Below are 20,518 nucleotides of genomic sequence, written 5' to 3'. Positions count from 1 at the left end.
TTCATCACTCCACCTTACTGCCTTTTGTTATATCCACATCATCCAAAGATGTTAAAACCACTTCGTCTTTATCTCCTTTTATATCTGAAGCAGCAAGAATCATCCCTTCAGATTTTACACCTTTTATCTTTGTTGGCTTAAGGTTAACAATCATAAGTGTTTTTTTGCCTACAATATCCTGAGGCGAATATTTTTTAGCTATTCCTGCTACTACCTGTCTTTTTTCAAATCCTAAATCAACTTCTAATTTCAAAAGCTTATCAGCGCCTTTAACAGGTTCTGCATTTATTATTTCAGCTACCCTTATATCTAGCTTTGCAAAATCATCTATTTTGACAGTTTCATCTTTAAGAGCATAATCAGCGTGGGACGGCCCTTCAGTTTTTGCATCTTTATTGGTTTTTTCCGATTGGTCCTCTTTTTCAGAAAGCTTTTCAAGCTCTTCTTCTATTTCTAATCTTGGAAATAGAGGTTTATCTTTTTTAACCTTTTGTCCAGGTTTCAAATGTCCCCACTCTTTTACACTATCAAACTTTAGAATATTTTCATCTTCTATTCCAAGTTGTTCCCAAATTTCGCCTGGAGTTTTTGGCATAAAGGGCCAAAGCATAATACTAATTATTCTCAGACTTTCTGATAGGTTATAGAGAACCGTCCCCAATCTATTCTTTTTATTTTCATCATCTTTACACTCTTTGCCTAAAATCCAGGGCCTTGTTTCATCTATATATTTGTTAGTACGACGTATTAACTTCCATAAATGTTCCAAAGCATCTGAAAATTTTAGGTCATTCATATATCCTACCATTTCTTCTGGAGTCTTAATTGCTAAACTTCTCAAATCTTCATCAACTTCTTCTGCAGATTTGTCTGGTTCAGGGATTTCACCGTCAAAATATTTATCAACCATGGCTACAGTTCTATTAAGCAGATTACCCAGGTCATTAGCTAAATCATAGTTCATTCGTTCAATTAAAGATTCAGGAGTAAACACTCCGTCCGAACCAAAAGGAATTTCTCTTAAAAGATAAAACCTAACAGCATCAGAGCCATATTTTTCAGACAAAACTTTAGGGTCAATTACATTACCTTTTGATTTGCTTATTTTCCCATCTTCTAGTAAAAGCCAACCATGCCCAAAAACCTGTTTTGGAAGAGGCAGACCAAAAGCCATCAAAAATATCGGCCAGTATATTGTATGAAATCTGACTATTTCTTTTCCTACCAGATGGACATTGCAGGGCCAGTATTTTTCAAATCTTGAATCATCTTCTGACAAATAACCGAGGGCTGTAATATAGTTGGTCAAAGCATCGAGCCAAACATAAATCACATGGTCAGGATCCATAGGTACAGGTATTCCCCACTTAAAAGTTGTTCTAGAAACACAGAGGTCCTGCAGGCCCGGCTTTAAAAAGTTATTAACCATTTCATTTTTTCTTTCCGGCGGCTGGATAAAATCTGGATTTTTTTCGATATGTTCAAGTAATCTATCCGCATATTTGCTCATTTTGAAAAAATAACTCTCTTCTTTAACCCATTCTACAGGCCTACTGCAGTCAGGACATACATTTCCTGTTTCAAGCTGCCTTTCAAGCCAAAAAGACTCACAGGGAGTACAATACCAGCCTTCATATTTATCTTTGTAGACGTCTCCCTGCTCGTAAAATTTTTGAAATATTTTTTGAACAATTTTTTTGTGCCTCTCCTGTGTTGTCCTAATAAAGTCGTCATATTCTATATCTAAAACACCCCATAAGTCTTTAATCCAATCAACAATTTCATCAACAAACTCCTGTGGTTCTTTCCCGTCGTCCTTTGCCCTTCTCTCAATCTTTTGGCCATGTTCGTCAGTACCTGTAAGAAACATCACGTCATAGCCCATCATTCGTTTAAACCTGGCCATGCAGTCTGCTGCAACAGTGGTATAGGAATGGCCAATATGTAATTTCCCACTTGGATAATATATCGGTGTAGATATATAAAACGTACCTTTTTCGGTCATTTGTATCCCTCCTCTTAATTGAATTTAAAAAAGCCTTCCACCCGTATTATTGTATCAAAAATTGGGCGAAGGTTCGAAAAAAACACCCATCTAAAACTTCTTATAAAAGATTATAATAAACATATACACCTGTCAAGAAAATTAAAATGCCCATTAAACCCCATTATAATAGGCTTTCTTTCTATTTTTTAGTATGTATTACTAAATTATACAACACTTCTTTATTTTTCAATAATTTTTTGGTATACTATGGATAGGTTGTCGAAAGATGTCTAAATTTATTAAGGAGGGAGGAGTCGTCTTGAAATCTACAGGACTGGTCAGAAAAGTTGATGAATTAGGAAGGGTAGTTATACCTATCGAGCTAAGAAGAAATCTTGGTATCGAAGAAAAAGACGCCCTAGAAATCTATGTAAATGGTGAGCAGATCATTCTCCAAAAGTATGAACCAGCATGTATCTTTTGTGGAAATGCTGACAGCGTTACCAATTACAAAAACAAGATCGTATGTAAAGAATGTATTGACAACTTAAATTCTGCTTCTTAATCCTTAAACCCAGAAGCGAGGGGTTGTTCCTATTTTGGGACAACCCTTATTTGTTTTTATTAAATTTTTAATGCAACGTCATATATTTTTCTTTTAGAGGCTCCACTTACTTCTACTACTGATTTAACAGCATCTTTCTTTGTAAAGCCTTGATCAATTAGTTTTTTTAGATACTCTTTAATCTCTTCATCGTTCATTTCATTTACGTTCTTCTCATTAACTCCTTTGCCCTCAATTATAACTGTTAATTCTCCCTTAATATTTTTTTCTGCCAGGTGATTTAATATTTCCTCTCCAAGTCCTCTTATATACTCTTCATAAATTTTAGAAATCTCTCTAGCTATGATAATTCTTCGACTTTGACATTTTGGGGCTATCTCCTTCAAAGTTTTATAAATTCTATTTGGGCTTTCATAAAACACAATAGTACAATCAGAGTTCAATATGTCTAGCACGTATTTTTGCCTATCCGCTCCTTTTTTGGGCAAAAAACCGAGGAAATAAAACCGGTCTGCTTCTAGCCCAGAAGCAGCTAGAGCTGTAATAAGTGCAGAAGGACCTGGAAGTGACTTGATTTTTATATCTTTGTTTACAGCTTCAGCTATTAAGTAGCTTCCGGGGTCTGAGATAACAGGAGTTCCACCGTCTGAGATCAAAGCTATGTTTTCCCCTGACTCTAATTTTTTTATTAATTCCAGCCCTTTTTTCTCCTGATTGAATTTATGATAACTGACCAAGTTATTCTTGATACCAAGCTGATTTAACAATTTTTGGCCATTTCTTGTATCTTCACAGGCAATCAAATCCACATACTTTAAAGTTTCCTTTATTCTATCTGTAATGTCCTTCATATTTCCTATTGGAGTTGGACAAATAAACAGTTCCCCTTTTTCATTTTTCAATATTTTACCTCCTTTTCTTATAGCTGTCATCATAAATAGCCAGTAACTTTTCAAAACTAAAATTAGAACTTTTAAAAAAATAAAAGGAGATATAATTATGAGCTACAAGAATAGTCTTGCCAAAACTCCAACTTCAATAACTAGCTTATTAAAAACATTAGGTCCAGATATTGATGAAATAGGAGATCTAGACAAAGAAGTTACTATAACGGGTATAACTAATGATTCTAGAAAAGTTAAAAACGGCGATCTGTTTGTTGCTTATAAAGGTATAAATGAAGACGGCCATAAATACATAAATCAAGCAATTGAAAACGGTGCAAAAGCAATAATCACAGAAAAACAAAAAAACGAACTAAAAGATTCACAGGTCCCATATCTAAAAGTCAAAGATGGAAGAAAGGCATTGGCAAAAGCATCCGCCGCTTTATATGAGTATCCAAGTAATAAAATGTTTGTCACAGGTATTACCGGTACAAATGGCAAAACTTCCTCTACTTTTTTAATAGATTATTTGTTAAACTGTGATAATAAAAGTTCTGGCTTACTTGGAACCGTTTATAATAAATTCAAAGATAAAAAGGTTAATTCTTCTTTAACCACCCCTACGGCCCCCGAGTTGCAAGAGAGTTTGTATAATATGTATAAAGATAATATAGATTATGTAACTATGGAAGTTTCTTCACATAGTTTAAAAGAAAAAAGAGTTAATGAAATTGACTTTGACATAGCAGGTATTACTAATTTTTCTGTCGATCATCTTGATTATCACCCAAATTACAGGGATTATTTTCTTTCAAAAGCTAATCTTTTTAAATTATTAAAACCAGATAGCTATGCAATCTTTAATGTAGATGATCCGATAGTACTTGAGTTTTGTAATCGCACCAGGGCAAATATAATAACGTACTCTCTTGATTATGACCATTCTATGATCAAAATATCAAACCTAAAGCTACTAAACCAAAAATCAGAGTTTGACTTACAAATCAACGAAGAAATACCAACTTTAAACAACGAAATTATTTCACCGGGCAAAACACCTATCAGTATACCACTTCCAGGGAAGCATAATGTTTATAATGCTGCACTGGCTATAATATGTTCTGCATTATTAGGTGTAAAGTTAGAAGATATAGCTAATTACCTACCTGAATTCAAAGGTCTATTTAGAAGATTTCAGGTAGTTCACAAAAATAATTTTACAGTAATTGATGATTTCGCTCATAATCCTGCAAGTATAAAAGCTGTAATAAATACCGTTAAACAGCTGCCATTTAATTCACTAATTCTGGTATTTGGAGTCAGAGGAGGGCGAGGTGTTAAAATCAATTTACAAAATGCTAAAACCCTCTCTCAAGAACTAAAAGACATACCTTTAAAGGAACTTATTATTACAAAGTATAAAGATCTAGAAGAGCAGCAAAACTCCATATCTAAAGCTGAATTTGACACATTTTATAATTCTTTAAATAGAACTAATGACACGAATCTTAATATTAATGTCAAAGAAGAGCTAAAGCCAGCACTCAAAAAAGCAGTTAGATTAGCAAATAAAAATGACATTATATTACTTATCGGAGGTCATGGTATGGACTCTGCTCAAACAATTCTTAAAGAAATTATCTAGCTATCATTCTCAGGTCAAGTCATCATCTTCTATTATATCTTTTTCCAAATCTTCATCATCAATCTGTTCTTTTGGTGCATCTTCAATAATTTCTAAATCATCTAATTCATACTCATTCAATTTATGTGTGTCGTTCATTTCCACATGCACTGTTCCTTTAATTATATTAACACCAACAACTTCTCCCTGCCCATCCATGGTAGAAACTTTAGCACCTTCACCAGGAAAATCCTCTTTTGCCATTTCATAAGTTTCTGATTCATATTTCAAACAACACATTAGCCTGCCACAAATACCCGATATTTTTGCCGGATTTAATGAAAGGTTCTGTTCTTTAGCCATTTTAATTGAAACCGGCTCAAATTCACCCAAAAAAGAAGCACAACAAAGAGGTCTACCACAAGGACCTAAGCCTCCTAAGATTTTTGCTTCATCTCTAACTCCTATCTGCCTAAGCTCTATCCTTGTTTTAAATATCGAAGCCAAGTCTTTAACAAGTTCTCTAAAATCTATTCTCCCATCAGCAGTAAAATAAAAAATAACTTTACTGTTATCAAAATTATATTCTACATCTACAAGCTTCATATCAAGCTTGTGCTCTTCTATTTTCTCTAAGCAAGTATCAAAAGCTTCATCTTCTTTTCTTTTGTTTTCCTGCATTTGAGCCTCATCTTCAGGCGTAGCTTTCCTAATGACTTTTTTCAACGGAAAAACAAGTTCTTCTTCTGGCAATTCCCTTGGAGGTATAACTATCTCCCCAAATTCTAACCCTCTAGAAGTCTCAACAATTACATAGTTTCCCGATTTCAACTCTTCTTCTATATCTTCCGGTGAAAAATAATATATTTTCCCAGCTCTTTTAAACCTAACGCCAACTACCAGGTATCTATCATTCATTATTAATAACCTCCTTGATTTCAAGTAACATCCCTTCAAACGTTAAAAGTCGATTAACATTTGAAGATAAATACTGCTTGGCTTTTTCTATTTTTGTTATAATTAGTTCAATGTCTTCAATTGAAAAGTATTCAGAATACTCCTTGATATTGTCAAAACCATATAATAACTCTTCATTCTGAGCAATTTTGAATATAAATATATCTCTCAAAAAAGAGTAAATATTTCAAAAAACATGTCTAGCTCTTCATCTGTCTTCTCTGCCAATTTTTCAGCCCATTCAAACAAAGCTAATCTATTTTTTTTGTCTAAAAAAGTTTCAAAAGCTTCTATAATTTCTCTTTCCTGATTCTTATATAAATCATTTTCTAGAAACATCTTTGCCTTTGCTAGACGTCCACCGGACAAAGCCACAGCTTTATTGATGTCATTTTCAATATGATTAACATTATAGTTAATATTACCTTTGAAGTATTCATACATATCTTTTGGAGGTACCGGTGAAAACTTATATATTTCACAGCGAGACAAGATTGTAGGAAGCAGCATCGAAAGATTAGAAGTCAATAAAACTGATACTACGTATTCAGGAGGCTCTTCTAATATATTCAACATACTGTTAGCAGCTTCGTTAGACATAGCATGGACATCTTCCATTATAAAAATTTTCTTATCACCTTCACCTGGCTTGAAAAGTAGCTCTTTTTTAAGCTCTCTTACTTGTTCAATTTTTATACTTTTGCCCTGTGGAGCTATAAATAATAAATCAGGATGTATAAACTTGTCAACTTTTTTGCAGGATATACACTCTCCACAAAAACCATCTTTTTTAGAGCCTTCTTGCTCAAGGCACAAAATTGCCTTGGCAAATAACAGTGCCAGGGTTCTTTTACCCTGACCATTAGGTCCACAAAAAAGAATTGCATGTCCAATTCTATCTTCGGCTAATTTTTTTTTAAGCACAGAAATTATATCTTTTTGACCTACAAAGTCTTCAAATTGCATTTACTACTACCTCGCATAATTTTATTTTTTGATCTTAAGTTATTATAACAGGAAGGAAAAATTAAAATCAAACAGAATCCTTCATAAGTGTTGTAAATTTGTTAAGGAGGGAAGCAAATTGGAAGGAATACTATACAGTACTCTGGCAGGTTTTTCCACGGTGCTAGGGGCAATAATTGTATTATCATTTGGCAGACCTAAAGGAAAAACCCTTGCTTTTTTATTAGGTTTTGCAGCAGGAATAATGCTTGCAATCTCCACATTTGAGTTAATGAGAGAAGCTTTAGAGTTTAGTACAGCCATTTTAAGTGTTATCGGCTTTATATTTGGGGCAGGGATACTTCATTTTCTGAACCTATTTATCCCCCATATGCACCTTACAGAGGAAAGCAAAAACAACAATATCTTAAAAGTTGGCTATTTGGTACTGCTCGGTATAGCTCTTCATAATTTCCCTGAAGGAATGGCTATTGGAGCTGGTTTAGAGGCAAGTCCCGAACTAGGTCTCTTTATAGCTATATCAATTGGTATACACAATGTCCCCGAAGGGATGGCAACAGCTGGCCCCCTTAAGGCAGGTGGGCTAGGAAATTTACGTATAATATTATTTACTCTTTTTGCAGGCTTGATGGCCCCTCTTGGTACAATCACCAGTATAGCTATCTTTGGTATTTCAGCAAAGCTTGTAGGGATGGGGCTTGCTTTTGCCGCTGGAGCAATGCTATATATTGTCTTTCATGAATTAATCCCTGAAGGACATAAATTTGACACTTCATTTGCCAACATTGGCTTGTTAATAGGATTTTTGCTTGGTTATATTTTATTTTAATTATTTAGCAAAATTACCTAAAAACATCCATCAAAAGACCTCTAATTTCTGTAATAGAGGAGACTGCCTGGATCCTACCACTTTCCCCTTCTAAAACAGCATCTGCAAGTTTATTTAGCTCTTCGTCAACTTTATTTACAAGCGTATATACTTTTTTCCGCCCTCTAACCCCCACCCCAGGGGTTTCTTTTAATAGATGGTTTTCTTTTATATATATCTCCATAAATTCCTTGACTGTATTTTTGTAATCTAAAAATCTTTCCCAGGTCAAATTATCAGCAAGATTATTCCCTTTTTCCTCTATCTCCGCTTTTAACATCTTCAACTCCTCTAGTACCAGGTTTGCTTTAGACCTTGCCATTTGAAACCTAAATTCTTTAGCAGGTTTTTCTACTTGGTTTGAATCTTTTTTGGACTGGGTAGATGGCAAAGAACCTCTTGATACATTTCTCTTAAGTAGCTCTTTATCGATTTTTACCATTTTATAAGCCCCGCTCCTTTTAGTTTAATTGGATTTTATATTTCTTTCTACAAAACATAAAAAACACCTTTAAAAGTAATCCTTTGATTTTTTATATATAAGCTCATTAATTTCATCTATTGTCATCAATTCGTTATTTTTTACACAGTTTATTTTTTCCCAGTTGTACTTGTCTGCAATATAAAGGGCATTATTATAAGATTGTTCTAGATATTGCAAATTTTCTTCGTGAATATCTTTGAGTTGTCCATCACCATTTACTTCTTTCCTCTCTTTCATCAGTTTTTTTGTGAAAGTTGGAGGTATATCCAAAAAAAATACTACATCGGGCTGTGGAAGTTCATATAGAGAAAACTCCAATTCCCACAGCCAGTCCAAAAATTCATCTTTTTTAGCCTTATTGTTAAATTTAGCTGCTTGATAAACCATATTTGAAGTCGTATATCTGTCTGCGAGAATCACTCCACCACCTTGATAAAAATCCTCCCACTGCATCTTATAAGAAGCAAATCTATCTACAGCATAAAATGTTGATATAGCATATGGATTAATATCTTCGGGATTTTCACCAAGATCTCCGTTCAAGTACATTTTCACTAGTGCTGATGAGTCACTTTTATAATTAGGGAACTCAATTTTTTTAACATTATAATTTTCTTTTAAAAGTCTATTATAAAGCACCTTGGTTTGTGTGGCCTTGCCGCTCGCATCTGAACCTGATTCTATAACAATAAGCTTACCTCCCATTCAAATCAACCCCCGCCCATTTCATCATTATTTGCTTCAGTTTCATCATTATTTTCATCATCATCGACAAACAATTTTCTTAAAATCTTTTCAACATGGGTAAAATTATTCTTCTTTATTACATAAACCGGGATATCTTCTTCATAGGCTTTTTTGATTTTTCCTGTACCTTTTCTTTTTTGAGATTTGACTGTTATCATAAGGTCTGCTTCATGGATGTGCTTTGTTAAACTAGCTTTGATATTAAATTTATTAATTACTTTTTCTATATGCTTTCTACTTATGGCATAAGGATAAATTTTAGGTGATTTTTTAGAAGACCAAAGGCTTTTTTGGGCCTTTGCTTGATCTATCATGTCATATGAATCATCTATGTATAGATCCTCTGGATCATCTGTAGTTTGTATTTCAGAATTATTTAATCCCTCAACATCTGAATTTTGAATTATTTCTCCACCAGTATTACCTTCTCTAATTCTTATCTCAGGCTGTGGAATTAAACCTCTAAGATATAAGTCCACAACTTTATCTACCGGTCTGTGAACTTTTAGAGTCTTTCTATCTACAATTTCTGCCACAACATCAAAAGTAGGCACACCTTTTCTTTCAAGTACTGCTTTCTGTGTATTTCTTTTCTTGGCTTCCTCGTCCCCTAAAGTTACAGATTTGACCCCACCTATTAATTCAGATAGAGTTGGGTTCGATATCAAATTCTCTAACAAATTCCCATGGGCAGTAGCTATTAACTGTACGCCTCTTTCAGCTATAGTTTTAGCTGCGTCTGCTTCCTTTTCAGTTCCTATTTCGTCAATAATTATAACCTCTGGCATATGATTCTCCACAGCCTCTATCATAACATCATGCTGCTTTTCTGGAGTTTTTACTTGCATCCTTCTAGCATGACCAATACCCGGGTGAGGAATATCCCCGTCTCCTGCAATTTCGTTAGAGGTATCTACAATTACAACTCTTTTGTTAAATTCATCAGCCAAAATTCTAGAGGTTTCTCTAAGCATTGTTGTCTTTCCTATACCTGGTTTCCCCAGTAAAAGCATGCTATTTTCTTCAGCAATGACATCTCTTATAATATCCACAGTCCCAAAAACTGTCTTGCCTACTCTGCATGTAAGACCAATGATCTCATCTCTTCTGTTTTTTATGGCAGAAATTCTATGAAGTGTTTTTTCAATTCCTGATCTATTATCTAGGCCAAAAGGACTTACTCTATCAGTTACATATTTCAAATCATCTTTGCTAACTTCTTTGTCAGAAAGATATTCAAAATTGCCAGGAAATCTAGCTTCTGGCTTTCTACCTAAGTCCAATACTATTTCAATTAAATTATCTAGATCATCTCTACCCTGCAAAGATTCCTTAATATATGGCGGCAAAACATTTAATAATAGTTCTAACTCATAATAAGTATCCACTTCCATAATTAGATCACCTACTTTTATGTTAAGTTGCATTAATAATTTTCCACTACTTTAATACCTTTTCTTTTATTATTAGATTTTATAACTCCTTCTATAATAGTTCCCTCGATAAAATTAATAAATTCTATGTAATTAATAATATCTTTTGTGATAATTTCACCCGGGATAAGTACAGGTATGCCGGGAGGATACGGTACAACAAAATCGGCTGAGATTTTGCCACACGCCTCTTCTAAATTAACTTCCCTGTTTTTAAGCTTGATAGCATCTCCTGGCTTAAAAGCTATATCTGGTATGTCAGGAATTTTTTTATAGTTTTGTTGTAAAGGTTTGTTAAAATTCAATAATCTTTTTGAGAGATCGTCGAGGGCATTTAATACAAACCCTAGATCTTCTTCATCATGGGCAGGAGTCAAAAACAGAAGTATATGGTCATATGAAGAAATCTCAACTAGTATATTATAATCTTCTCTCAAAATCTTGGCTATTTCATAACCCGTTACACCTAGTTTATTTGTAAACAACGTAAGTTTTGTAATATCAAGATTAAAAGAAGGATCTAAATCGTTTTTTTGGAGCAGTTCAAATCCTTTAATTTCTTCAATTATTTTTTGTCTATATCTAATCAACCTTTCAATAAAATCATCCCATAAATTGCTTTTAATTTCAAGGTTATATCTTGCTAACTCCAATGAAAGAAGCAGCAAATAAGAAGGACTCGTAGTCTGTAGCAAGCTCAACATGGCCTCTAGTCTTTGGCTATCTATTTTATCTTCTCGAAAATGGAGCATAGCACTTTGGGTCAAAGAACCAAGATTTTTATGTATGCTCTGAACCCACAAATCAGCACCACTTTTTGAGGCACCATCACTGAGTTTGTTACAAAAATCTAAATGGGCACCATGGGCCTCATCAATTATCATTAATATATCATTATGCGTAGGATTACACTTTATTTCATTTATATTATTAATACAGACACCATAATAACTTGGATTTGTCAACAAAAGTGCTTTAAATATATTTTCTTTTAACTTATTTTTTAATACCTCTATATCTACGTTCAAAGGAAAATTCCCATTTGTTTTTTTTAATGGCAAATAAGATGGATCTGCTCCGGATAAAATCAAGGCATTATATACTGATTTGTGAGCATTTCTAGGGATTAATATCTTTTCATCTTGGCTGGCTGCAGTCATTATCGCTGCCATTATACCTGCTGTAGATCCATTTACAAGAAACTTAGTATTATCAGCACCAAAAGTCTCAGCAGCTAATCTTTCAGATTCTTTAATAGAAGACACTGGATTATTAAGATTGTCTAGCCCCGGAAGTTCTGTCAGGTCTGCCTTAAAAACTTTTTCCCCAATGACCTTTTTTAATTTTTCCTCCACCCATTTTCCCTGACAGTGTCCAGGTGTATGAAAGTTCAAATATTCTTTATTTATATATTTTTTCAACGCTTCATATATTGGGGTTTCTCTTCTTTCTTTACGAAATTTCAAAATAATCACCCATTCATATAAATAAGGCCTTCCCTCTCAGGAAAGGCCCCTTTTTTACTTAAATAAGTTTTGTTTAACCAATTATTCCTAGAGCTTCAAGAACTCCAAATACCATTACAACAAAAACTCCCAGTGGAATAACATATTTCAGCAATGGCGAAATCCAGTAACCAACTCTAAAGCTAACATTACCTCTATTTGCTTCTTCGATAACATTTCTAGTTCCCCATACATGACCAGCAAAAATACTGGTAAGAACTCCACCTAACGGCAAGAAGATACTATCTGCAAAAAAGTCATAAGTATCTAAAATATCCATTCCAGCAAAACTAAATCCGTCCCAAGTACTATAACCTAAAATCGGCGGTATACCTACTACAAAAATTATAGCCCCGACAACTACAGCAGCCATAGTCCTTGGCCAGTGGTGTTCATCAATAACATAAGCTACAACAACCTCAAGTAATGATATAGCAGAGGTCAAGGCTGCTATTGATAAAAGTAAGAAAAATAAAAATCCAAAAATAGTTCCCATTGGCATTTCAGCAAAAACAGCAGGGAGAGTAATAAATACAAGCCCTACACTTTCCATAGCAACTTCTTCAGTACCGATTAAAGCAAAAAATGCCGGGAATATTGCAAGTCCCGCTACTATTGCTAGACCTGTATCAAAGCCAATTATTTGAGCTGCACTTCCGGGAATCTCATCTTTGTTAGAAAGATAACTACCATAAGTCAATATTGCACCCATTCCAAGACTCAAGGTGAAAAATGCCTGCCCAACTGCACTCAAGAAAGTGTTACCAGTAACAGCTCCAAAATCAGGAGCAAATAAAAAGGCAAGACCTTCTCCGGCACCTTCTAATGTTAAAGACCTTAATACTACCAACACAAGTAGAATCGCCAGGATAGGCATAAGAAACTGTACCGCTCGCTGAATACCTTTTACAACACCTGCAGCTATAATACCTGCAGTAAGAACCATAAAAATAGCGTGATAAAGAATTGGTGTGCCTACACCTGTAATATGCCCCATAAACAATTCTTCCGCAGCCTCAATTCCCTGTGGGAAACCACCGAGGGAGTTAACCATAAAGGCCAAAGACCACCCAGCAATTACAGAATAATAACTCAAAATAACAAAACCTGTCAGCACACCTAAAGCACCTACAAGCCACCAAGAGGTATTTGGGGCTAGAGCTTTAAATGCACCAACAGGGTTTTTCTGGGTACTTCTTCCAAGGGAGATCTCAGTAACCATGACAGGATAACCTATTAAAACTATAGCGATTAAATAAATAATTAAAAATGCGGCCCCTCCATGCTCACCTGTCACATAAGGAAATCTCCAAATGTTACCTAGGCCTACAGCAGATCCTGCTGCTGCAAGAACAAAACCAATCTTTGATGCCCAATTCTCTCTTCCATTAACCATTTTTATCCTCCTTTCCTGTTACATATAATAGTTATTTTAATAATATCTGTATTTCTAGTCATTTGCTATAATTCCTGCTGCAGTTGAATTTTTGGATAAAAAAAGTTTCGTTTAAATAAGTTAAATTTAATTAAACGCTGTAATTGGGGGCATCCTTTGTTATCTGAACGTCATGTGGATGACTTTCTCTAAGTCCTGCACTCGAAATTCTAATAAATTCTGTATTTTTTTGAAGACTTATTATATCTTTTGTTCCACAGTATCCCATGCCTGACCTAAGTCCACCTACTAACTGGTATACTGTATCTTTTAATGTTCCCCGATATGGTACCCTGCCTTCTATGCCTTCAGGCACCAATTTATTGTTTTTGTCCTGATAGTATCTATCTTTACTTCCTTCTTTCATTGCATCCTCTGAACCCATTCCACGATAAACCTTATAGCTTCTCCCCTGATAAATTTCAAATTCGCCAGGGCTTTCTTCAGTTCCCGCAAAAAGACTCCCTATCATAACTACGTCTGCACCCGCAGCAACCGCTTTAGTTATATCTCCAGAATATTTTATGCCTCCATCAGAAATAAGCGGTACATTTTTTTCATTGCAAGCTTTCGCACATTCCATTACTGCTGTTATCTGTGGAACACCTATTCCAGCTACCACTCTTGTTGTACAAATTGATCCCGGACCGACACCAACTTTTATAGCATCTGCTCCAGCCTCAATAAGATCTAAAGCTCCTTTGGTAGTTGCAACGTTTCCTGCAATAAGCTGAGTATCAGGATATTCCTGTTTTAGATGATCAATTGAATTTATAACTTTTTCTGTATGACCATGAGCTGTGTCTATTACTAAAACATCAAGCCCTGCATCTACAAGAGCTTTTGACCGTTTTTCCAAATCATCAGCTACACCTACTGCTGCTGCAATCAAAAGCCGACCTTTTTGGTCTTTGGCTGCATTTGGATATTGGATGGCTTTTTCGATATCTTTAATAGTAATTAATCCTTTAAGCTCTCTTTTTTCATCAACTATTGGTAATTTTTCAATTTTATATTTTTGTAGTATCTTTTGCGCCTCAGCAAGATTTGTCCCCTCTGGTGCAGTGACCAAGCCTTCGGCAGTCATTACTTCTTTAATTTTGCGATTATAATCATTTTCGAACCTTAAATCTCTATTGGTTAATATACCTATGAGCTTATTATCTTCTGTAATCGGAACCCCAGAGATTCTATATCTTTCCATCAAGGTGGCAGCATCATTTATTGTATGTTCTGGAGATAAATGAAATGGGTTAGTTATGACTCCATGTTCAGAACGTTTAACCCTGTCTACTTCACGTGCCTGCTTTTCAATAGACATGTTTTTATGAATTACTCCAATACCACCTTCTCTTGCAATAGATATTGCAAGTCTAGATTCTGTAACTGTATCCATCCCTGCGCTAACTAAAGGTATATTTAAACGAATCTTACGAGTTAGGTTAGTACTCACATCAGTTTCATCAGGCAAAACCGAAGATCTAGCTGGTTTTAACAATACATCATCAAAGGTAAGGCCTTCCTGGTACATTACAAAACACCTCCAATCTTTTTTATTAAACACCTCGTATCGAGTGAAATCGACAGCTTACGGCAGGATAATTAAACATAAGTTTAACAAACCAACACATTAGTGTCAATATAAAAACATACGGCTAAACTCTTCTTTTTGTTTTTGTGAAAAAATATTTATCCCTTCATAGTATAGACCTGCCACCGTTACTCCCATTCCTTCTATAATATTACCAGAAAAACTTCCATCAAATATATTAAAAACCCCACAAGAGGGGCTTTTATCTTTCATAATTGCATGTCTTATGCCAAAAATCCTAGAAATTTTTATTATTTGTTTTGCTCCAAAAATAAATTGCTGCGTAAATTCTTCACCTTTGCTGTTTATTACACAGCCCTTTTTTCCCTCCCAAATTGATTCTCCATCACCTTCTTTTAGCTCAGAAGGCAACCTAGGCGTTGTAAGTCCTCCAAGCTGCTCTGGACATACAGGAATAACCAGGTAGCTATTGCATAAGTCTAATACCCAGCTTTCAAGATTATTTTCACCCTTATAATTACAATCTATGCCAATCAAGCATGCACTTACTAATATAATTGTTGCCGCCTCCATTTCACAAAATCAGTCTAACCTCTCTAACTTTTTCATACCTTCTTCAGACCAAAATATAGTCAGCCTATCACCATTTTTAATAGGTGAAGTAAATTCGGCAGGCTCTTCATTAATTTTCATTATTAAATCACCTTTTTTAGCGGAGGTATCGAAGCCAACATATTTGAAAATATCTAAAAACTTAGGTTCTTTAGTTTTAGCAATCTCTAATTCATCACCATTAACTTCAATTATTAATACATCATTATCTTGTGATCTTTCATCGACTTTCTTTTCGTCACTTTTATCATCAAAATTATCATTATCAGATCCTTCAGTTTGTCTTCTTTTGCACAAAAGTTCTGCCTTATTTTCAATTATATCTTCTTTGTCTAATACTTTTGTATTCCATATAAGATCAAATTCATCTAAGTCTAGTTCTAAATTCTTAGCTAAATCCTCAACTTTATTTAATATCTTTATTTCTATTTTACTTCCATCAGTTATCTGTTTTTCCGGTAGAATTCTTTCCCCATTCATTAAGACCTCATATGGAAAACTTACTTTTTCACCATTTAAGTAAAAATATTTTGACTCTACTTCATAATAAAGTTCTTTAGCTTTTAACCGTCTAGTACTACCCTGTTTAGCTTCTTCAATATAAATATCGTCATTATTTTTCACAATTGTTTCAAGTCCAGCCGTCTCGCCGTTAACCATTATCTTTGCAGGTTCTCCGGTATTTCCTGGAAAATACCTTTCAACTCCGTTTAATTCTATTTTTATCCCTTTTCCAGTACTTGCAATTAATTTTTTCATCTTGTATCCTGCAGCTAGTAAAGCATCCGCTACTTTAACCTGGTCTTTACCAAACAATCTTACAAGTCTTCCATTTATCGTTACATAAAAGAAACCTAGATCCTTACCTTTACATGAACTCAAAGCAATTCCCAAAGGAGTAACGCTTCCGGGGCCTTTCAAACTTTTTCTTAAATTCTTGATCTTATCCCAGTTTTCATCGCCTTTGATTGTTACTCTATCTTTATCTAATTCTAAATACCCTGCCAACTTGTCATCTAGAGTAGGGAGTTGGCTACCTCCACCTATACAAAAAACAGCACTAGGTGCAGTTTGATTTACTTCGAGGATTGCTTTTGCTAATGAATCGGCAAGCTTATCTAGGGGAGGCTGAATTATTTCCATTAATTTGGTTTTTTCAATACTTTTGTTTGCCCCAATTACATCTTTGTAGCGTATTTCGCTTTTTGCTTTATCTAAAGATAATTTAACTTTTTCCGCTGTGTTAAAATCTACTAATAATTCTTGGCATATTTTTTCTGTTATCTCATCTCCGGCTATAGGTACCATTTGATATGCTACCACTGTACCATCTTTAGTTATGGCAATATCAGAAGTACCTGCACCAATATCTATTAGTGCAAGGTTTAACATCCTTAGTTCTTTTGGAATTGCAAGATTTATAGCTGCTATAGGTTCTAATGTTAAGCTAGAAATTTTCAGGCCAACTTCTTCCATGACTCCCTCTAATCCATCGATTACAACCTGAGGTAAAAATGTGGCAATAACTTCAACACCTATTTTATTTCCCTTTTGACTATTAAGGTTAGAAATAGGGTGTCCGTTTAGATAATAATTTATAATTGAATAACCAACACAATGATGTTCTGCATTATTATCTTCTTTTGCTGCTTTTTCTTTTATCTTAGCCTGAGCTTTTTGAACCGCCTGTAGCTCAAGAGCAGAAATTTCATCACTATCTATTCTCTGTATATTGTCTCTTTCTTTTTCAGTAAAAGACCTCTCAGTCATAAGGGAACGTCCGGCAGCAGCTATAGCCACTTTATCTAATTTTAAATTTAACTTTTTTTCAAGTTCATTTTTTACCTCTTTGACTACTTCTGCTACCTCATTAATATCATGAATTTGTCCGTCAAACATACATCTTACATCATGATCTTTTTTACTAAATGATCTTATCTTAATCCCATCTGCAACTGGTTGGTATACAAGTCCAACTACATTTCTTGTGCCAATATCGAGCGCAAAGAGGTTTTTTTTGCTTCCCATCTAGTCTCACTCCTCATATTTCTAGAGCTAAATTAAGGTTTTCAGTAACTACTTCTTTAAAATAAGCCTATTTCCTTCAAACCCGTGAATAATTGTTAGTATTAGCAGCTTTTTTGTCATATTTAGCTTACCTAGTCCTATTAGCCCAGGTTTTGAAAAAAAGCCCTAAAAAACAGAACCACCTGTCCTATTTATAAAATCAAAGAAAATTGGTAATATATTCATACATTTTAAAATGATAATGGTAAAATATTTAATTAAAGAATTGGTGATTAAAATGAGAGCTATTCCATTGGACGATCAGGCAGTAGGAAAAACTTTAGGGAAAACTATATATGACGAGAAAGGACGAGCTATTTTAAGGGAAGGTGTAACCTTAACTAAAAAATACATTAAAGCCTTAAAACAGAAAGGCTTTACAATGGCATATATTAGAAATGAGTTAGTTCCAGACCTAGAAGTAAATGAAGCTATTAATGAAGAAACAAGAATAAAAGCTTTAAAAACTTTGAGAGAAACAATAGAAAATATTTCTCACAAAAACCTGACCGAAAAAGATTTTGAAAAAGTATCACAAGTAGTAAATGCTATTATTGATGATATAAAAAATTCGAATCAAGTATTATTTTACCTTTCTAATATTAAATCTTTTGACAATTATTTATTTCAACATTCTATTAATGTTTGCATATATTCATCAATTATAGGCCATGCATTACACCTAAATCAACTAGACATAAAAAAGCTAGCCGTAGGTGCAATGCTACATGATATTGGTAAAGCTAAATTACCACCAGAAATATTAAATAAACCTAGAAAGCTAAATCAAAAAGAATACGAAATAATAAAAAAACATCCTATCGAAGGATATAATATATTAAGGAATTCTTCTAATATCTCCCTAATATCAGCCCATGTGGCATTTACTCACCATGAAAGATTAGACGGATCAGGATATCCGTTAGGTAAGAAGGGGAAAGACAACATTCATCTTTATGGTCAAATTTGCGCTGTTGCAGATACCTTTGATGCAATTACTAGCAACAGAATTTATAGAAAAGCTATTAAACCCTATGAAGCTGCAGATATCATTAAAGAAAACTCAGGTGTTACCCTTAATCCTCATATTATAAAAAAATTCTTTGAAAACATTTCAATTTATCCTACAGGCTCAATAGTATTATTAAATTCAAATCGCATAGGAGTTGTAACAAAACAAATAAAAAACTCACCCGAAAAACCAACCATTCTAATCTTTTCCGAAAATTTTAATATTGTAGAACCATATGAAATAGACCTTTATAAAGAAAAAGAAGATTACATTAAAGTTATAATTGAAAAGCTACCTCCATCCCTGGAACATAAATTATCGAGTTCTAATTATAACCACATAATTTCCTATTTATAAAAACTAGTAAATTTGTATTGAATATTATCCCCAGAAATAACTAAAGGGTCCGGCAAAGACCTACTCTCCCGGGAGCTCTCGCTCCCAGTACCATAGGCGCAGGAGGGCTTAACTTCTGTGTTCGAAATGGGAACAGGTGTGTCTCCTCCGCTATTTTCACCGGACCCTTAGATTCAAAGGTCATATCAATATTACATTGTCTTGTTTTTGGCTTTTTTTCAGGCTGTATCTAGTTCAATTTAAAATCTTTAGGGTTTTTTGCTAATACATCTTGGCGAAGGTATGAGCCTTAGATGTATCAATAAAAGCCGCTTGATTTTTAAATTGAACTAGATACAGCCACATTTATTCTCTGAAAGCTGCACATAGTGTAGATCCAAATTTGAACCGGTAGGTCAAGCCCTCGACCTATTAGTATCAGTCAGCTAAAAGGATTGCTCCCCTTACACCTCTGACCTATCTACCAGATGTTCTATCTGGAGTCTTAACCCTCTGTGAGGGAGGGAGACCTTATCTCGTGGTGGGCTTCGCGCTTAGATGCCTTCAGCGCTTATCCCTTCCAGACTTAGCTACTCAGCTGTGCCCCTGGCGGGACAACTGATACACCAGAGGTCTGTCCGTCCCGGTCCTCTCGTACTAGGGACGGCTCCACTCAAGTCTCCTGCGCCCGCGGCAGATAGGGACCGAACTGTCTCACGACGTTCTGAACCCAGCTCACGTACCGCTTTAATGGGCGAACAACCCAACCCTTGGGACCTGTTCCAGCCCCAGGATGCGATGAGCCGACATCGAGGTGCCAAACCTCCCCGTCGATGTGGACTCTTGGGGGAGATAAGCCTGTTATCCCCGGGGTAGCTTTTATCCGTTGAGCGACGGCTCTTCCACTCGAAATAACCGCCGGATCACTAAGCCCTACTCTCGTACCTGCTCGAGGTGTCCCTCTCGCAGTCAAGCCCCCTTATGCCTTTGCACTCTGCGCGCGGTTTCCAACCGCGCTGAGGGGACCTTTGGGCGCCTCCGTTACTCTTTGGGAGGCGACCGCCCCAGTCAAACTGCCCGCCTGACAATGTCCCAGAACCGGATTACGGCTCGTGGTTAGGATTTCAGTGACACAAGGGTGGTATCCCACGGACGGCTCACCCGAAGCTGGCGCCCCGGGTTCGTAGCCTCCCACCTATCCTGTACATGTGACACCAAAATCCAATATCAAGCTGCAGTAAAGCTCCACGGGGTCTTTCCGTCTTGCCGCGGGTAACCTGCATTTTGACAGGTAGTACAATTTCACCGGGCCCCTTGTCGAGACAGCGCCCAAGTCGTTGCGCCTTTCGTGCGGGTCGGAACTTACCCGACAAGGAATTTCGCTACCTTAGGACCGTTATAGTTACGGCCGCCGTTTACTGGGGCTTAGGTTCGAAGCTTCGCACCATAAGTGCTAACCTCTCCCCTTAACCTTCCAGCAC

Annotated in this window: 16 protein-coding genes and 2 rRNA genes (1 of these 18 running past the window's edge); 4 read left to right on the top strand and 14 right to left on the bottom strand. The window is 35.4% G+C overall.

Features of this window, described 5'->3' with window-relative positions:
• Positions 1-4: 4 nt before the first annotated feature.
• Complete coding sequence (metG, locus tag ACONDI_RS14370; protein ID WP_241079222.1) at positions 5-2,005, bottom strand: methionine--tRNA ligase; 2,001 nt, start codon at positions 2,003-2,005, stop codon at positions 5-7.
• A gap of 268 nt (positions 2,006-2,273) precedes the next feature.
• Between metG and ACONDI_RS15725 the strand changes: the two genes are divergently transcribed.
• Complete coding sequence (locus tag ACONDI_RS15725; RefSeq protein ID WP_420848151.1) at positions 2,274-2,552, top strand: AbrB/MazE/SpoVT family DNA-binding domain-containing protein; 279 nt, start codon at positions 2,274-2,276, stop codon at positions 2,550-2,552.
• Between the two features lie 59 nt (positions 2,553-2,611).
• On the opposite strand, the gene rsmI is transcribed toward ACONDI_RS15725, so the two are convergent.
• Complete coding sequence (gene rsmI / locus ACONDI_RS14360; RefSeq protein WP_241079221.1) at positions 2,612-3,454, bottom strand: 16S rRNA (cytidine(1402)-2'-O)-methyltransferase; 843 nt, start codon at positions 3,452-3,454, stop codon at positions 2,612-2,614.
• 97 nt (positions 3,455-3,551) lie between these two features.
• Between rsmI and ACONDI_RS14355 the strand changes: the two genes are divergently transcribed.
• Positions 3,552-5,084: a Mur ligase family protein gene (locus tag ACONDI_RS14355; protein WP_241079220.1), complete on the top strand. Its 1,533-nt coding sequence runs from the start codon at positions 3,552-3,554 to the stop codon at positions 5,082-5,084.
• Positions 5,085-5,093: 9 nt separating this feature from the next.
• Here ACONDI_RS14355 and ACONDI_RS14350 read toward each other — a convergent pair whose 3' ends face one another.
• Positions 5,094-5,981, bottom strand: a complete 888-nt coding sequence (locus ACONDI_RS14350; protein ID WP_241079219.1) for a PSP1 domain-containing protein — start codon at positions 5,979-5,981, stop codon at positions 5,094-5,096.
• Positions 5,982-6,188: 207 nt separating this feature from the next.
• On the bottom strand, positions 6,189-6,986 hold the full coding sequence (locus tag ACONDI_RS14345) for a DNA polymerase III subunit (RefSeq protein ID WP_241079218.1): 798 nt from the start codon (positions 6,984-6,986) through the stop codon (positions 6,189-6,191).
• 118 nt (positions 6,987-7,104) lie between these two features.
• Here ACONDI_RS14345 and ACONDI_RS14340 point away from each other — a divergent pair, with 118 nt between their 5' ends.
• Positions 7,105-7,815, top strand: a complete 711-nt coding sequence (locus ACONDI_RS14340; RefSeq protein WP_241079217.1) for a ZIP family metal transporter — start codon at positions 7,105-7,107, stop codon at positions 7,813-7,815.
• Between the two features lie 13 nt (positions 7,816-7,828).
• Here ACONDI_RS14340 and ACONDI_RS14335 read toward each other — a convergent pair whose 3' ends face one another.
• The 8 genes from ACONDI_RS14335 to ACONDI_RS14300 form a co-directional block, all read right to left on the bottom strand.
• Positions 7,829-8,296 (bottom strand): YaaR family protein, encoded by a 468-nt coding sequence (locus ACONDI_RS14335; protein WP_241079216.1) that lies wholly within the window; start codon positions 8,294-8,296, stop codon positions 7,829-7,831.
• Between the two features lie 69 nt (positions 8,297-8,365).
• On the bottom strand, positions 8,366-9,043 hold the full coding sequence (locus ACONDI_RS14330; RefSeq protein WP_241079215.1) for a dTMP kinase: 678 nt from the start codon (positions 9,041-9,043) through the stop codon (positions 8,366-8,368).
• 5 nt (positions 9,044-9,048) lie between these two features.
• On the bottom strand, positions 9,049-10,512 hold the full coding sequence (locus tag ACONDI_RS14325) for an AAA family ATPase (RefSeq protein ID WP_241079214.1): 1,464 nt from the start codon (positions 10,510-10,512) through the stop codon (positions 9,049-9,051).
• The gene (locus ACONDI_RS14320; protein ID WP_241079213.1) at positions 10,512-11,984 is read right to left on the bottom strand and encodes an aminotransferase class I/II-fold pyridoxal phosphate-dependent enzyme; all 1,473 of its coding nucleotides are present in this window, start codon (positions 11,982-11,984) and stop codon (positions 10,512-10,514) included. Before ACONDI_RS14320 ends, ACONDI_RS14325 begins: the two co-directional genes overlap by 1 nt.
• A gap of 73 nt (positions 11,985-12,057) precedes the next feature.
• Positions 12,058-13,419, bottom strand: a complete 1,362-nt coding sequence (locus tag ACONDI_RS14315) for a sodium-dependent transporter (RefSeq protein ID WP_241079212.1) — start codon at positions 13,417-13,419, stop codon at positions 12,058-12,060.
• Positions 13,420-13,549: 130 nt separating this feature from the next.
• Complete coding sequence (guaB, locus tag ACONDI_RS14310; RefSeq protein ID WP_241079211.1) at positions 13,550-14,989, bottom strand: IMP dehydrogenase; 1,440 nt, start codon at positions 14,987-14,989, stop codon at positions 13,550-13,552.
• Positions 14,990-15,094: 105 nt separating this feature from the next.
• Positions 15,095-15,583, bottom strand: coding sequence for a 2-thiouracil desulfurase family protein (locus ACONDI_RS14305; RefSeq protein WP_241079210.1), 489 nt, complete (start codon positions 15,581-15,583; stop codon positions 15,095-15,097).
• A 9-nt stretch (positions 15,584-15,592) separates the two neighbouring features.
• Entirely contained in the window at positions 15,593-17,650 is a 2,058-nt protein-coding gene (locus tag ACONDI_RS14300; RefSeq protein WP_241079209.1) for a cell division FtsA domain-containing protein, read from the bottom strand.
• Positions 17,651-17,891: 241 nt separating this feature from the next.
• On the opposite strand from ACONDI_RS14300, the gene ACONDI_RS14295 reads away from it, so the two are divergent.
• On the top strand, positions 17,892-19,058 hold the full coding sequence (locus tag ACONDI_RS14295; RefSeq protein WP_241079208.1) for an HD-GYP domain-containing protein: 1,167 nt from the start codon (positions 17,892-17,894) through the stop codon (positions 19,056-19,058).
• A gap of 47 nt (positions 19,059-19,105) precedes the next feature.
• Here the strand turns inward: ACONDI_RS14295 and rrf are convergent.
• A 5S ribosomal RNA gene (gene rrf, locus ACONDI_RS14290) occupies positions 19,106-19,222 on the bottom strand.
• A gap of 227 nt (positions 19,223-19,449) precedes the next feature.
• Positions 19,450-20,518, bottom strand: a 23S ribosomal RNA gene (locus ACONDI_RS14285) (it continues 1,933 nt past the right edge of the window).

It is taken from the genome of Natranaerofaba carboxydovora, assembly GCF_022539405.1.
Classification (GTDB): Bacteria; Bacillota; Natranaerobiia; order Natranaerobiales; family Natranaerofabaceae; genus Natranaerofaba; species Natranaerofaba carboxydovora.
Note: the sequence above shows the minus strand (reverse complement) of the source record. Positions and strands in the feature narration are given on the sequence as shown.

Excerpts from the sequence above, each read along its gene's own strand:
- ACONDI_RS14350 (WP_241079219.1), bottom strand. The coding sequence starts at position 5,981 with ATGAATGATAGATACCTGGTAGTTGGCGTTAGGTTTAAAAGAGCTGGG.
- ACONDI_RS14355 (WP_241079220.1), top strand. The coding sequence starts at position 3,552 with ATGAGCTACAAGAATAGTCTTGCCAAAACTCCAACTTCAATAACTAGC.
- guaB (WP_241079211.1), bottom strand. The coding sequence starts at position 14,989 with ATGTACCAGGAAGGCCTTACCTTTGATGATGTATTGTTAAAACCAGCT.
- ACONDI_RS14345 (WP_241079218.1), bottom strand. The coding sequence starts at position 6,986 with ATGCAATTTGAAGACTTTGTAGGTCAAAAAGATATAATTTCTGTGCTT.
- ACONDI_RS14325 (WP_241079214.1), bottom strand. The coding sequence starts at position 10,512 with ATGCAACTTAACATAAAAGTAGGTGATCTAATTATGGAAGTGGATACT.
- ACONDI_RS14300 (WP_241079209.1), bottom strand. The coding sequence starts at position 17,650 with ATGGGAAGCAAAAAAAACCTCTTTGCGCTCGATATTGGCACAAGAAAT.
- ACONDI_RS14330 (WP_241079215.1), bottom strand. The coding sequence starts at position 9,043 with ATGGGAGGTAAGCTTATTGTTATAGAATCAGGTTCAGATGCGAGCGGC.
- ACONDI_RS14315 (WP_241079212.1), bottom strand. The coding sequence starts at position 13,419 with ATGGTTAATGGAAGAGAGAATTGGGCATCAAAGATTGGTTTTGTTCTT.
- ACONDI_RS14335 (WP_241079216.1), bottom strand. The coding sequence starts at position 8,296 with ATGGTAAAAATCGATAAAGAGCTACTTAAGAGAAATGTATCAAGAGGT.
- ACONDI_RS14295 (WP_241079208.1), top strand. The coding sequence starts at position 17,892 with ATGGTAAAATATTTAATTAAAGAATTGGTGATTAAAATGAGAGCTATT.
- ACONDI_RS15725 (WP_420848151.1), top strand. The coding sequence starts at position 2,274 with ATGTCTAAATTTATTAAGGAGGGAGGAGTCGTCTTGAAATCTACAGGA.
- ACONDI_RS14305 (WP_241079210.1), bottom strand. The coding sequence starts at position 15,583 with ATGGAGGCGGCAACAATTATATTAGTAAGTGCATGCTTGATTGGCATA.
- metG (WP_241079222.1), bottom strand. The coding sequence starts at position 2,005 with ATGACCGAAAAAGGTACGTTTTATATATCTACACCGATATATTATCCA.